The following is an 11,749-nucleotide window of genomic DNA, read 5'->3' as shown; positions in this document are numbered from 1 at the left end:
AGCGCTGTCCGGTCCCGCCGTGTGTTCAGCCGAAGTTGATCCAGGCCCGGGTGGAGCCGGTCTGGGGGTCGACGTCGAGGTAGTCGGCCCGGCCGTCGGCGTTGAGGTCGGCGAACTGGATCCGGGTGCCGTCGACGCCGACACCGCTGGCGATCTGCCCGCCGGGGAACCAGTACCAGTCGCCGCCGCTGGGCTTCGGGCCGCCGTTCTGCCAGACCTGAACGGAGCTGTCGTCGCCCATGAGGATGTAGTCGGCGGACCGGGTCCCGAAGAGCGGGGCGAAGCGGATACGGCTGCCGGGTGCGCCGACGCCACTGGCGATGGTGCCTTGCGGCCACCAGAGCCAGTCGCTGCCAGTGGGCTCCTTGGGGTTGGGGCCGCCGTTCAGCCAGGCCTGCACCGAGCTGTCGTCATTGACTTTCACGTAGTCGGCCTTGCCGTCGCCGTTGAGGTCGGTGAAGCGGATGTTGCCGCCTGGTGCGCCGACGCCGCCGGCGATGGTGCCCTGCGGCCACCAGTACCAGTCGCTGCCAGTGGGCTCCTTGGGGTTGGGGCCGCCGTTCAGCCAGGCCTGGACGGAGCCGTTGGAGTTGACCTGGAGGTAGTCGGCCTTATGGTCACCGTCGATGTCGGCGTAGACGACTCTGCCGGTGGCTCCGCCGAAGGTCCCGGACGCGATCGTGTTCTGGGGAAACCAGCCCCTGACGGGGCCGCCGGCCGGGGTCCCGCCGTCGGATGCCGCTATCCATCCGGCCCGCCCCACGTCCACCAGGCCGCGGTAGAACAATGCCGCCATCTTCAGATAGCCGGAGTCGTTGGGGTGCAGGAGGTCGGCCAGATCGGTGAGCGTCACCGGGTTCATATTGACCATGTAGACGTGCTTGCCGGCGACCCACCGCGCCCCTATCTCCGACCGGATCGCCTTGTTGAACCGCAGGATCCGCTCCTGGGTCGGCCCCCAGTTGGACGGGACGATGGTCGAGACCAGGAGGGTCACATTGGGGTCGGCCCGGAAGATCTGGTCGATGAGGCCGCCGAGCCTGGCCGGCGCGCCGTCCGGGTTGTCGTTGTTGTTCATGTCGTTGGTGCCGATGTGCAGCAGCACTACGTTGGGCCGATACGTGGCCATCGCCGAGTCCGTGATGCCGGCGATCTGGGAGATCGTCCAGCCGGAGTGCCCCTCGTGGGCGTCGGGCGCCGGGCCCGAGTGCTGTGAGCCGACGAACGTGACGGTGGCCCCGTCTTCTCTCAACATGGTGCTGAGAGCCGGCCGGTAACCGCCTCCGTTCGAACTGCCCGCGCCGTACGTGATCGAGTCGCCCAGCGCCATGATCCGCAGATTCCGCTGAAGGTTCGAGGAAACCCCGGCCCATGCCGCCGTCTCTTCGGCGATGAGGTCTTCCAGCTCCTGGAACCGCCAGCCGAGCTGCTCCACCCTCTGGGCGACCACGCCTCCGAACCAGGAGTCGACCCAGGGCACCTGGGACCTGATCCAGGTGCCGGCCCTCTTGATGGCATCGGCGAGATTGGCCTTCGCCCACGGAGAGAGGTATCTCTCCCAGATGTAGCCCCCGGCCAGTCCGAGTATCCCGGCGATGATGATGTCCCTGGTCGCCTCAGGGGAGCCCAGGTCTCCCGCGAACGCGTGCGACACGAGCGCCGCCATGATGCCGGTGACGGTGGTTTGAAGGGGGGTGCAGATCAGCGGGATGGTCGCGGCGAGCACCCCGCTGGCTGTGAAGGACGCGATGCACAGCATCCTGAGCCCGTATCCGACGACCCAGGCGATCGCCGTGGTGGCGACCTGCTGCCAGAAGCTGGAGGTGGTTATCTCCGCGGCCGGGATGGTGAGGACCAGGCCGGCGCCGTCGGGAGTCACGTTCACCGTGCCGCCGAAATTCGGCCACACCGAGGTGTCGACGGTGGGACTCACGGGGGTCGGGCTGTCCGCGACCGCCTCCTTGAGCGTGTCGCCCAGTCCGCCGTGCTCTCTGATCTCCGCCTGCATCTCCGGGACCATGTCCCGAAGGACGGAAGGGGTCACCCCGAGGTCGGAGGCGTTGAGTGTGATGGTGAGGTCCCGGGCCGCCGCTCGCGCCGGAGTGACGGGAGCGAGGGACACCACCATCGCAGTGGCCACCACGATGGACAGCACGGAAATAAGGACACGACGGGACGATAATGCTAATCGGCGTGTGCGATACATATTCCACCTAAAAGAGGAGCATTTTGCGGATATGGGTAACTGTGGTATATACCGGGACAATGGCTACCCGTGGAAAGGTATCGCTGTTCAACTGACGGCGATCATGCGTCGGATGACCACGATGTGAACCCTGTCTGACGTAAGAGATCTCGGCTCGTCAGCGGCACGACAAGCCGGCCCGGCCCGCGAGAGGCGCCATTCACCGAAAGGGCGATACCGAGGCTGGAAAGCCGAGGTCGGCCCACACCCCCGGCCGGGTTGAGCTCGGGGCGTGGGCGGCAGGCGGAAGACGGTCAGCCACGCGTGCGCCTCGACGAAAGGCACGCATGGTCGGCCCGACGTGCGCACCCTGGTTGTCCCACACCGCCGCGATCGGCCCGCCGGGCAGGTGTGCTCGCGCTTGGCGCGGCGGACGCGGGCAGCAGGGTCAGGCCGTGCCCGGCCGCGACCAGGCGCGCGGCGACGGCCGTGTCGTAACCCCCGTAGCGGATGCCGGCCGCGGCCCATCGAGTACGGCAACGGCTACCGGGGGTCGCCCTACTCCGACAACGGCGCCCCGCCTGCCGTGCGGGAGGGGTGGTTCCCCGGCCACCCGGGGGAGCCCCAGCGGCGGCTCTGGCACACCGGCTCCGACGGCTCGGGGCCGTCGCTCGGTCGGTGATCCTCCCCGTCGCCGTCCGCGCGCCCGGCGCGTGCCGCACGGGCGGCCGGCGCCGTCGCGACGGGCCTGCCGGACGGCCGTTCGGCCTGGTCGAGAACCTGGTCGAGAACCTGGTCGAGGACCTGGTCGAGGACCTGGTCGAGGACCTGGTCGAGGACCTGGTCGAGGACCTGGTTGACGGCAGGGTTGACAGCAGAGTCGATGGCAGGGGTGAGGCGGACCTGCGGCCGGACGGCGGGCCGCGCCGCCCGCTTCCGTCCGGCGTCCGCGTGCCGGGCGGTGACCTCGTGGACGGCCGAGGCGCACAGGAGCGCCGCGACGGCGATCGCGATGGCCTGTGGCATGCCGAGGCCGGTCAGCCCGTCCCGTGCCGGGCCGGTGAACACCAGCCCGAGCGCGGCCAGCCAGCTCATCCACCAGCAGGCGAGGACGACCAGCCAACGCGTCCGGTCCCTGCCGCCGTACGGCTCGCCCAGTCCGGTGCCGCTTCGCACGATGCCACCGCTTCGCCGGGTGCGGCTCGCCGGGCCCTCGCGCCAGGCCAGGTCCGCCAGGAACGGCGGGACCACGAGGTTGACTCCGGGCACGAAGCACGCCGCCGCGAGCGTGACGGGCGGCGTGTCCGGGCGGACCCGCCGCAGCCAGGACAGGTAGGCGGCGGCGCACGCCACGGTGGCGCCGATCGTCACCAGGACCAGCACGGCGAACGCCGTCGCCGCGCCGCTGACGGTCCGGGCGGCGGGAGAGGCGGGATCGCCGCCGAAGGCCGCGATCTGCGTGGCCAGCCGCCTGCCCCGGGTCTCCTCGAACACGGCGAGCGCGGCCACCGAGACGACCTGGGCGGCGAGGGCCGCGTACACGCCGGCGGCCGCCCGGCTCACCGCTGACGACGTGGACCGCATGCGTTCTCCCCCCGCGCCGGGTGTGTGACCTGCCTCACTCTTATCCCGTCCGCGATCCCGCTAATCCGGTCCGGCCCCCGGGCAGCCGCACGGGTTCGCGCCCATCTCCGGAGAACGCCCGCCGGGACGTTTCGGCGGACGTGGAAACACCGCGGCCCTAGCCTGCGCCGAACAACCCCTTGCACTCCGGAGGCCGCACATGACCGACGCCCCGCCGACCGACGACCGCGAGCCCGCGCGGGTCGTCACCGAGATGATCGACCACGTGCTCCGCCTGGCGGCGACCTGGACCGCCTGGGACGGCCGTCCCGTGCCGTCGGGCGACCGGATCTACACCCCGCACAAGGCGATCAGGCGGGTGGCCGACCACCTCGTCGACCACCTGGCGGAGGTCGAGGACCGGCTGGCCGGTCGCGTGCCGCTGCCCGACCACTGGCACGGCTCAATGATCACCACTGCGGCCGACCTCGCCCCGTTCACCGGGCAGGACCTCGACGAGGCCCGCAGCAGGCTCACCCGGCTCGCCCGGATCTGGACGGCCCGCCTGGAGGCGCTGACCCCGGACCAGCTCGACCGCTCGCCCGGCGCGGGCTGGACGCTCCGCCAGATCGCCTTCCACCTCGGCGGGTCGGACTACTACGCCGACGCGGTGGGCGACCTGTCGCTCAGGACGTGAGCGCGCGGACGACCTCGGCGGCGGGGCCGGGCGGGAGGGCCGCGTGCACGAGTTCGACCCGGGTGGACGATCCTCGGCGCGACCAGCGGCACCCGCACCCCGCACGGCGCGGCGGACGCCGGCAGCAGGGTCAGGCCGTGCCCGGCCGCGGCCAGGCGCGCCGCGACGGCCGGGTCGTGGCCCTCGTAACGGATGCCGGGCCGCAGCCCTTCGAGGCGTGCCACGGCGCGTAGGCGGTCGAGCGGCATCACCTCCGGGGCGTCCACCCACAGGGCGTCGGCCAGGTCGTCCAGCCGCAGGCCGGCCCGGCCCGCCAGCGGATGCCCCTCTGGCAGCACGACGACCAGTTCCTCCTCCCGTACGCCGACGGTGGTGAGCGGCCCCGCGTCGGGGAGGTTCAGCGGGTCGGAGGGCGCGGCCGGACCGTCGGCCAGCGCGAGGTCGGCCTCGCCCGAGGCCACCAGCGCCACGGCCGCCGCCGCGCCCGCGATGCGCAGCGTCGTCACCCCGGCCAGCGCCGCCGTCGTAGCCGCCGTGAGGGCGGAGCGGGCCTGCCGGCGACGGTGAGGGTCCGCGGCTGCGCGGCCAGCCGCGCCACGTCCGCCCGCGCCGCCCGCAGCCGCAGCAGCAGCGGCCCCGCGTGCTCCAGCAGGCGCTCGCCCGCCCGGGTCGGCCGTACGGGGCGGCGGGTGAGCAGCGGCACCCCGAGGTCGGCCTCAAGCGCGGCGATCTGCTGGGACACCGCGGGCTGGGTGTAGCCGAGCCGGTCCGCGGCGGCCGAGAACGACCCCTCGGCGACCACGGTCACGAACGTGCGCAGCAGATGAGGGTCCACGACATCAGAATCGCTTATGGAGACCCCAGAAATCATCATTTGTCATTAAGTTCGCACGTCGCCAGCATGGAGGTCATGAGACCCCGCATCGCTCTGGTGGGCGACCGGTCGCCCGCCGTCCGCTCCCACACCCGCATCCCGCTCATCCTCGACGCGCTGCGCGAGCGTGAGGGACTGGACCTGGACGCCTACTGGATCAGGACCGACGAGGTCGCCGATCTCGACGGGTTCGACGGCGTCTGGATCCTGCCCGGCAGCCCCTACCGCAGCGAGCAGGGCGCGATCACGGCCGCCAGGACCGCCAGGGAGCACGCGATCCCGCTGCTCGGCACCTGCGCCGGCTTCCAGCACGCGCTGCTGGAGTACGCGCGCCACGTGTGCGGGCTGAGCGTGAGCCACGCGGAGAACGACCCGGACGCTCCGAATCCGCTGATCAGGCAGCTCGCCTGTTCCCTCGCCGGGCACGAGGCGGCGGTGCGGCTCGTCCTCGGCTCGCTCGCCGAGCGGATCGTCGGCGCCGACCGGACCGTGGAGCGGTACTTCTGCTCCTACGGCCCCGATCCCGCCTATCTGGAGACCCTGGCGGCCCACGGCCTGCGCTTCACCGGCCACGACGAGGAAGGGGAGACACGGGTGGCCGAGCTGCCCGTCCACCCCTTCTATCTGGTCACGCTGTTCCAGCCCGAGCTGGCCGAGCGCCAGCCGCATCCGCTCGTGCGCGCGTTCGCCGCCGCTGCCGCCGGCCGGGCCGCGCTCAGCCGAGGACCAGATCCCGTACGGCTCTGAGCGTGGGCTCGTCGCGGGGGCCCATGACGAGCAGCGTGGTGACGGGGCTGCGGCGCCACAGCTCCAGCCGCTCCCGGATGCGGCCGAGCGGCCCGAGGAGCGCGATGCCGTCGGCCAGTTCGTCGGGGATGGCGGCGAACGCCTCGTCGCGGCGGCCGGCCAGGTACAGCTCCTGGATGCGGCGGGCCTGCTCCGCGTAGCCCATGCGGCCGATGATGTCGGCGTGGAAGTTGCGGGTCTTGGCCCCCATGCCGCCGATGTAGAGCGTCAGCATCATCTTCACGCCGTCGAGCGCGGCCCGCAGGTCGTCGGTGACGACCACCATGACCATGGCGGCGACGTCGAACCCCGGTTTCGCGCCGGCCAACGCGTCGCCGTACATCGCGTCGATCTTCTCGGGGAAGGCGAACAGCGGCAGCCAGCCCTGCCCGATCTCGGCGGCGAGCGCGACGTTCTTCGGGCCCTCCGCCCCCAGGTAGACGGGGATGTCCGGCCGCAGCGGATGGGTGATCAGCTTGAGCGGCTTGCCGAGGCCGCCGGGCAGCGGCAGCGGATAGTGCGGGCCGGGGTTCGTCACCGGCTCCTCCCGCCGCCACACCCTGCGCATGATCTCGACGTACTCGCGGGTGCGGGCGAGCGGCGCGGCGAACGGCTGGCCGTACCAGCCCTCGACGACCTGCGGGCCCGAGGCGCCGACGCCGAGCAGCAGCCGCCCGCCGGTCAGGTGGTCGAGCGTCATCGCGGTCATCGCGGTCGTCACCGGTGGCCGGGCGGACAACTGGGCGACGCTGGTGCCGAGCTTGATGCGGCTCGTCCTGGCGCCGTACCAGGCCAGCGGGGTGAACGCGTCGCTGCCGTACGCCTCGGCGGTCCACACCGACTCGTATCCCAGCCGCTCGGCGGTCCGCACGACCTCGGTCGCGTCGTCGGCGTTCCGCTGCCAGTACCCGAGGTTCAGCCCGAGTCTCAGATCATCGGCCACACGGGTGATTAGAACACGTTCTAAGCATCCGGGCCAGAGTCCGGATAGGCACGTGCGAGGTGCTCGGCGACCGCGGCAGCCGCGGCCTCGGCGTCGCCGTCCACGATCGCCCGGTGGATGCGCCGGTGGTCGTCCTGGAGGCCGCCGGTGTCGCCGAGCCGTACGACCGCGTCCACGGCGTAGCGGCGCAGGGCGTCGCGCAGCGCCCGCATGACCGCCACGATCAGCCGGTTGCCCGCCGCCTCCGCGAGGGCCAGGTGGAACGCGATGTCGTGCTCGACGAACTCGGCGGGGTCGCGGGCGGCGTCCATGGCCGCGATCGCCTCCGCCATCCGCGCCGTCGCCGTCCGCGCGGAATCCGTCAGCGCGCGAGTCGACAGTGCGGGAGCCGCCGCCCGGGCCGCGGCCCACTGCTCGATCATCAGCCGGGTGTCGATCACTTCGCGCATCGAGAGCGTCGCGAGGCCGAGGTGCAGCCGGAGCAGGTCGGTGAGCGCGTTTCCCGGGCGGGAGGTGAGCACCGCCCCGGCGTCCGGGCCCCGGCCGGCCTGCGACGCGACCACCCCGAGGGTCTCCAGCACGCGCAGCGCCTCCCTGACCGACGACCGGCCGACGCCGAGCTGCTCGGCGAGCTGCCGTTCGCCCGGCAGGCGGTCGCCCACGGTCAGGCCGTCGGCCGCGATCCGCTCCTCGATGCGGGCGAGCACCTCCTCGAAGGCGCGTGGGCGGGCGTCCGGACGCCGGCGTTCGTCGGTGGTCAATACGGCTCCTCGCGATGCCGGTGTCGCCGGGGGCGAACCAGGATGTATGGTCTGACCATATTTGGTCTGACCATACACGCCGGGAGGGCATGTGCGGGTAGCCCTGTTCGTCACCTGCGTCAACGACACGCTTTTCCCGGACACCGGGCGTGCGGTCGTGCGCCTGCTGCGCCGCCTCGGCGTGGAGGCCGACTTCCCCCGCGCCCAGACCTGCTGCGGCCAGATGCACGCCAACACCGGCTACCGGGACGAGGCCGTACGGCTGGCCCGGCGCAGCGTGGCGGCGCTGCGCGGCTACGACGCGGTCGTCGTCCCCTCGGGCTCGTGTGCGGCCATGATCCGCGAGCAGTATCCGAAGCTGGCCGGATCGCGCGGACCCTTCGCCGACACGGTGGCGCAGGTCGTGCCGAAGACCTACGAGCTGACCGAGTTCCTGGTCGACGTGCTGGGGGTGACCGACGTGGGGGCCTACTTCCCGCACCGGGTCACCTACCACCCGACCTGCCACTCGCTGCGCGGCATCCACTTGGGCGACCGCCCGCTGACGCTGTTACGCCAGGTCAGGGGGATCGAACTGGTGCCGCTGCCGGGCGCGGAGGAGTGCTGCGGCTTCGGCGGCACCTTCGCGCTGAAGAACGCCGACGTGTCGGCGGCGATGTGCGCCGACAAGGTGCGGGCCGTCCTCGACACCGGCGCCGAGGTGCTGTGCGCGGCCGACAACTCGTGCCTGATGCACATCGGCGGCATGCTCGGCCGGCAGAAGTCGGGCGTACGGGTGATGCACCTGGCCGAGATCCTCTGCTCGGCCGAGACGGCGGGGGTCCGATGAGCGTCACCTTCCTCGGCATGCCGGCGACCCGGCCCTTCCCCCGCAACGCCGCGAGAGCCGTACGGGACTCGCAACTGCGGTTCAACCTGCGCAAGGCGACCAGGACGATCCGGGCCAGGCGGGCGAGCGTCGTCGCGGAGGCGCCCGACTGGGCCGAGCTGCGCGAGGCCGGCCGGGCGATCAAGGAGCACACGCTCCGCAACCTGGACAGATACCTGATCCAGTTGGAGGAGGCCGTCACGGCGGCCGGAGGCCGCGTCCACTGGGCCGCCGACGGCGCCGAGGCCAACCGGATCGTCGCCGGGCTGGTGAAGGCCACGGGCGAGACCGAGGTCGTCAAGGTCAAGTCGATGGCCACCCAGGAGATCGGCCTCAACGAGGCGCTGCTGGAGCACGGCATCACCGCCTACGAGACCGACCTCGCCGAGCTCATCGTGCAACTGGGCGACGACCGGCCCTCGCACATCCTCGTCCCGGCGATCCATCGCAACCGCGCGGAGATCCGGGAGATCTTCGCCGAGCACATGTCCGGCTGGGGCCGGCCCGCCCCCGAGGACCTGACCGACGACCCCGCGGCGCTGGCCGAGGCGGCGCGGCTCCACCTGCGCGAGCGCTTCCTCAAGACCAGGGTGGCGATCTCCGGGGCCAACTTCGCGATCGCCGAGACCGGCACCATGGTCGTGCTGGAGTCCGAGGGCAACGGCCGCATGTGCCTCACGCTGCCGCGCACGCTGATCAGCGTGGTCGGCATAGAGAAGGTGCTGCCGACCTGGCGCGACCTGGAGGTCTTCCTGCAACTGCTGCCCCGCAGCTCCACCGGGGAGCGGATGAACCCCTACACCTCGACGTGGACCGGCGCCGCCGAGGGCCAGGAGTTCCACCTCGTGCTGCTCGACAACGGCCGCACCGGCGTGCTCGCCGACGAGGTGGGGCGCAGGCGCTGCGCTGCATCCGCTGCTCGGCCTGCCTCAACGTCTGTCCCGTGTACGAACGGGCGGGCGGCCACGCGTACGGGTCGGTCTATCCCGGGCCGATCGGCGCGATCCTGACGCCGCAGCTTCGCGGCATGGAGTCCGAACTCGACCGCTCGCTGCCGTACGCCTCCTCGCTGTGCGGCGCCTGCTACGAGGTCTGCCCGGTGGCCATCGACATCCCGTCCGTACTGGTGGACCTGCGGGCCCGGGCCGCCACCCCTGGCCGGAACGCGCGGGGATGGCGGCGGCCGGATGGGTGTTCGAGCGGTCGGGACGGCTGGCGCGCCTGCAACGGGCCGGGGGACGGCTGCGCCGTCTCGTGCCCCGCAGGCTGCCGGGGCCGCTCGGCGGATGGACCGACACCAGGGACCTCCCCGAGGTGCCCCGCGAATCGTTCCGCGACTGGTGGGACCGCACGGACGGAGGCCGTCGATGAGCTCCCGCGACCTGATCCTCGCCCGGGTCCGCCGCGCCCTGGCGGGCGTGCCCGACGTCGAGATCACCCGCGCCTACCGCGGGCCCTCCCAGACGCCGGGCGAGATCCGCCTGTTCGAGGAGCGGGTCCGCGACTACCGCGCCGTGGTCCACGTCGTGGACGAGGCGGGCGTGGCCGAGCGCGTCGCACTGTCTCTCGCCGCGCGCGGGGCGCGGCGGTCGTCGTGCCCGCCGGGTTCCCCGCGCCATGGCTCGCCGCCGCGGACGTGGAGGCGGTCGCCGACGACCCGCCGCTGAGCGCCGCCGACCTGGACGCCGTGGACGGCGTGCTCACCACCTGCGCGGTCGCGATCGCCGAGACCGGAACGATCGTGCTCGACGCCGGGCCGGGCCAGGGCCGCCGGGCGCTCACGCTGGTGCCCGACTACCACCTGTGCGTGGTGCGGGCCGCCCAGGTCGTCGCGGGGGTGCCGGACGCCGTCGCCCTGCTCGCCCCCGCGCGGCCCCTGACCTGGATCAGCGGGCCCTCGGCGACCAGCGACATCGAGCTGAACCGGGTCGAGGGCGTCCACGGCCCCCGCACGCTCGAAGTGCTGATCGTGACCTGAGCCTCCGGATCAGAAGCGCAGCAGCGCACCGATGCCGTCGGGTGACTCGAGGCGCGGGACGAACCACAGCTCGGCGTCGGTCGCGGCCACCGCCCGCGCGAGGGCGGCGTCCGCGCGTTCCCGCATGGGCTCCTCGACCCCCCAGGCGGCCAGCCTCCGCGGGGTCGGTGGACAACTGCGTGGGTTCCGGCCCGATCCACATCATGGCCGTGGAGGACGGGTCGTCGTGCATCAGCACCGTGCCCACCCGCCGGTCGCGGAGCGCGCGTGCCGTCTCCGTCAGGCCCGCCACGGCGTTGCCGGACGCGTACGTGTTCAGCAGCTCCTCGCAGCGCCGATCGGTCCAGGCCCGGCAGGCCCCTTCGACCTCCTGCCGGAAGTGGTCCAGGTCGGCGCCCGGGGCGCGGCTGCCGTGCTCGGCCACCGTCAGCCGCCGTACGACGTCCTTGGCGAGGTAGTCGGTCACGAGCGCGCGGGCCTTGGGATCGCCGGCCAGCACCACGACCTCCGCGCCGATGCCGTGGGCCTCCTTCTCCACGACCTCGGCGAGGGCCACGGCGTTGCGGCGCCAGCCCTCCTCGACCTCCCGGTCGAAGTTGGCCTGCGACCAGCCGCCCTGGCCGGTCTTCTGGAGCGGCGGTCCGGGTCCGCCACCTCCACGGTCAGCTCGCGCCGCTGTCCGTCGGCCACGACGGCGACGTCGCCTCCGGCCCGGTCGGCCAGCACCTCGACGTGCGGGGACGTGCTCGCCGCGCTGCGCGAGCAGCGGCACCACGTGGGGGAGCGGCGACCACCGCGCGGTCTGCCGGCGCGGCCGGTGGGCGAGCGGCTCGGTGAGCACGACCTCGCCCTCCCTGGCGAAGGCGGCGCGGCCGGGCGCGGCCCACACGGGATCGAGCATCAGCTCGTTTATCGGGTCGAGGGCCGAGGCCGGCGCCCCTTCCTCGGCGAGCCGCTCCCTGAGCTGGGCCCACCGCCGCTGGATCACGTTGGCCGCGCCCTCGGACGACCGGTCGGTGTCCACGTATACCGAGGCGTACGGGCCGCCCCGCTCGTACAGCCCGCGAATGAAGTCCAGTCTCACCGGGCCCCTC

The 11,749-nt window shown here is 72.7% G+C and carries 10 protein-coding genes and 2 pseudogenes; 5 read left to right on the top strand and 7 right to left on the bottom strand.

Annotated elements, in window-relative coordinates; all coding sequences use genetic code 11:
- Positions 1 to 25: 25 nt before the first annotated feature.
- Positions 26 to 2,155: a GDSL-type esterase/lipase family protein gene (locus B1L11_RS12755; RefSeq protein ID WP_143737217.1), complete on the bottom strand. Its 2,130-nt coding sequence runs from the start codon at positions 2,153 to 2,155 to the stop codon at positions 26 to 28.
- 588 nt (positions 2,156 to 2,743) lie between these two features.
- Positions 2,744 to 3,769, bottom strand: coding sequence for a DUF4328 domain-containing protein (locus B1L11_RS12750; RefSeq protein ID WP_079314664.1), 1,026 nt, complete (start codon positions 3,767 to 3,769; stop codon positions 2,744 to 2,746).
- 199 nt (positions 3,770 to 3,968) lie between these two features.
- Here B1L11_RS12750 and B1L11_RS12745 point away from each other — a divergent pair, with 199 nt between their 5' ends.
- Positions 3,969 to 4,445 carry a hypothetical protein gene (locus tag B1L11_RS12745; protein ID WP_079314663.1) on the top strand — a complete coding sequence of 159 codons (477 nt, stop codon included), beginning with the start codon at positions 3,969 to 3,971 and terminating at the stop codon, positions 4,443 to 4,445.
- Here B1L11_RS12745 and B1L11_RS48155 read toward each other — a convergent pair.
- Positions 4,406 to 4,951 carry a LysR family transcriptional regulator substrate-binding protein gene (locus B1L11_RS48155; RefSeq protein ID WP_218671065.1) on the bottom strand — a complete coding sequence of 182 codons (546 nt, stop codon included), beginning with the start codon at positions 4,949 to 4,951 and terminating at the stop codon, positions 4,406 to 4,408. The genes B1L11_RS12745 and B1L11_RS48155 overlap by 40 nt on opposite strands.
- Positions 4,948 to 5,280: a LysR family transcriptional regulator gene (locus B1L11_RS48150; protein WP_256862485.1), complete on the bottom strand. Its 333-nt coding sequence runs from the start codon at positions 5,278 to 5,280 to the stop codon at positions 4,948 to 4,950. The genes B1L11_RS48155 and B1L11_RS48150 overlap by 4 nt, the downstream gene beginning before the upstream one ends.
- Before the next feature lie 75 nt (positions 5,281 to 5,355).
- Here B1L11_RS48150 and B1L11_RS12735 point away from each other — a divergent pair, with 75 nt between their 5' ends.
- Positions 5,356 to 6,066, top strand: coding sequence for a hypothetical protein (locus tag B1L11_RS12735; RefSeq protein ID WP_079314726.1), 711 nt, complete (start codon positions 5,356 to 5,358; stop codon positions 6,064 to 6,066).
- Here B1L11_RS12735 and B1L11_RS12730 read toward each other — a convergent pair.
- Positions 6,035 to 7,048, bottom strand: a complete 1,014-nt coding sequence (locus B1L11_RS12730) for an LLM class F420-dependent oxidoreductase (RefSeq protein WP_079314662.1) — start codon at positions 7,046 to 7,048, stop codon at positions 6,035 to 6,037. The genes B1L11_RS12735 and B1L11_RS12730 overlap by 32 nt on opposite strands.
- A gap of 20 nt (positions 7,049 to 7,068) precedes the next feature.
- Entirely contained in the window at positions 7,069 to 7,809 is a 741-nt protein-coding gene (locus B1L11_RS12725) for a FadR/GntR family transcriptional regulator (protein ID WP_079314661.1), read from the bottom strand.
- Positions 7,810 to 7,900: 91 nt separating this feature from the next.
- On the opposite strand from B1L11_RS12725, the gene B1L11_RS12720 reads away from it, so the two are divergent.
- The 3 genes and pseudogenes from B1L11_RS12720 (at position 7,901) to B1L11_RS12710 (ending at position 10,655) form a co-directional block, all read left to right on the top strand.
- On the top strand, positions 7,901 to 8,638 hold the full coding sequence (locus B1L11_RS12720) for a (Fe-S)-binding protein (RefSeq protein ID WP_079314660.1): 738 nt from the start codon (positions 7,901 to 7,903) through the stop codon (positions 8,636 to 8,638).
- Positions 8,635 to 10,048, top strand: a pseudogene (locus B1L11_RS12715) (lactate utilization protein B). Before B1L11_RS12720 ends, B1L11_RS12715 begins: the two are co-directional and overlap by 4 nt.
- Positions 10,045 to 10,655: pseudogene (locus tag B1L11_RS12710) on the top strand (lactate utilization protein C). The pseudogenes B1L11_RS12715 and B1L11_RS12710 overlap by 4 nt, the downstream one beginning before the upstream one ends.
- Here the strand turns inward: B1L11_RS12710 and B1L11_RS45115 are convergent.
- On the bottom strand, positions 10,564 to 11,739 hold the full coding sequence (locus B1L11_RS45115; protein WP_143737215.1) for a Vms1/Ankzf1 family peptidyl-tRNA hydrolase: 1,176 nt from the start codon (positions 11,737 to 11,739) through the stop codon (positions 10,564 to 10,566). The pseudogene B1L11_RS12710 and the gene B1L11_RS45115 overlap by 92 nt on opposite strands.
- Between the last annotated feature and the right edge of the window lie 10 nt (positions 11,740 to 11,749).

It is taken from the genome of Microbispora sp. GKU 823, assembly GCF_002027145.1.
GTDB lineage: Bacteria > Actinomycetota > Actinomycetes > Streptosporangiales > Streptosporangiaceae > Microbispora > Microbispora siamensis.
Note: the sequence above shows the minus strand (reverse complement) of the source record. Positions and strands in the feature narration are given on the sequence as shown.

Coding starts and splice junctions, on each gene's coding strand:
- B1L11_RS12750 (WP_079314664.1), bottom strand. CDS start 3,769: ATGCGGTCCACGTCGTCAGCGGTGAGCCGGGCGGCCGCCGGCGTGTAC.
- B1L11_RS12745 (WP_079314663.1), top strand. CDS start 3,969: ATGACCGACGCCCCGCCGACCGACGACCGCGAGCCCGCGCGGGTCGTC.
- B1L11_RS12735 (WP_079314726.1), top strand. CDS start 5,356: ATGAGACCCCGCATCGCTCTGGTGGGCGACCGGTCGCCCGCCGTCCGC.